The organism is Gottfriedia sp. NPDC056225 (assembly GCF_042267765.1).
GTDB lineage: Bacteria > Bacillota > Bacilli > Bacillales > Bacillaceae_G > Gottfriedia.
In genome coordinates, this window is sequence record NZ_JBHJTJ010000150.1 from 1 (window position 1) to 1,016 (window position 1,016).

General features: G+C 23.6%; 1 protein-coding gene. It reads right to left on the minus strand.

The window, feature by feature from the left end; translation table 11 throughout:
* Window positions 1–579 precede the first annotated feature (579 nt).
* Window positions 580–1,016 (minus strand): ATP-binding cassette domain-containing protein (locus ACFCYN_RS25525; protein ID WP_483867250.1); only part of this gene is annotated, 437 nt, incomplete at its 5' end.

Sequence of the window (1,016 nt, forward strand, 5' to 3'; positions counted from 1 at the left end):
TAATTGTACAATATCGAGTAATTTAAATTATCAATTTTCAACATCTGAATGAATAGTAGTAGAGAAATAATTAATGGGATCAAGATAGAATCCAAATAAATAGAAAGAAATGAAAGAACGACAGAAATCATTATAAATACGGAGAATATTAAATTTTGATATTTATATCGCATAAAACAAATTAGATTAATCATGCTATTTATCAACAATGCAATGATAATTCCATTACTTATCGTTTTCATAAAAAGAAAATAAATTAACAAAAAGATTAAACTTGGTAAGATCATTTTTCTTATTAAATAAAATTTGAATTTATTAAAGTCAAAATATTTATGTTGAAAAACATACATAGGTATATTAATAATGGGATTGTTTTGTAATAACTTTAACAACCCATATATATAAATAGCAAATGGTAAAAATAATTCGACATATGTCTCATAATACTTAATTTCATCTTTAATAATTAGACTTAAAATTAATGTACCAATAACAAATAAAAAAGCATTTAAAGGATACTTTTTTATTGTCCTAACTATCTTTCTTTTTTGATTAACCAATATGAAGTAATAAGGTGAACTAATCATAGCTATCACCAATTAATTTAGAAATTGTTTGTCGATTCATTTCATAGGGGCTAAAGCTAAGCAAACTTGAATCTTTTATTATCAAATATTCATTACAAATTTCTTCTAAACTATCAATATCATGGCTTGAAACAATGATAATTTTATCCTTACTCTTTTGTGAAATTAACATTTCTTCTAAAATATTAACTTGTACTGGATCGAGCGTAATAAATGGTTCATCTAATAGTAAAAGTCTACTTTCTCTTAAACAGCCAAATACAATTGCAAATCTTTGAATAGTTCCTCTCGACAAAGCATATGGAAAATAATTAACATATTCTTCTAACTTAAAAAGTCTAACAATCTCGTCAATTTTTTGTCTTGCATTTTCTTTCTTATAACCCTTAAGTCTACATAGAAATAACATTTGTTCATACATAGTTAAAT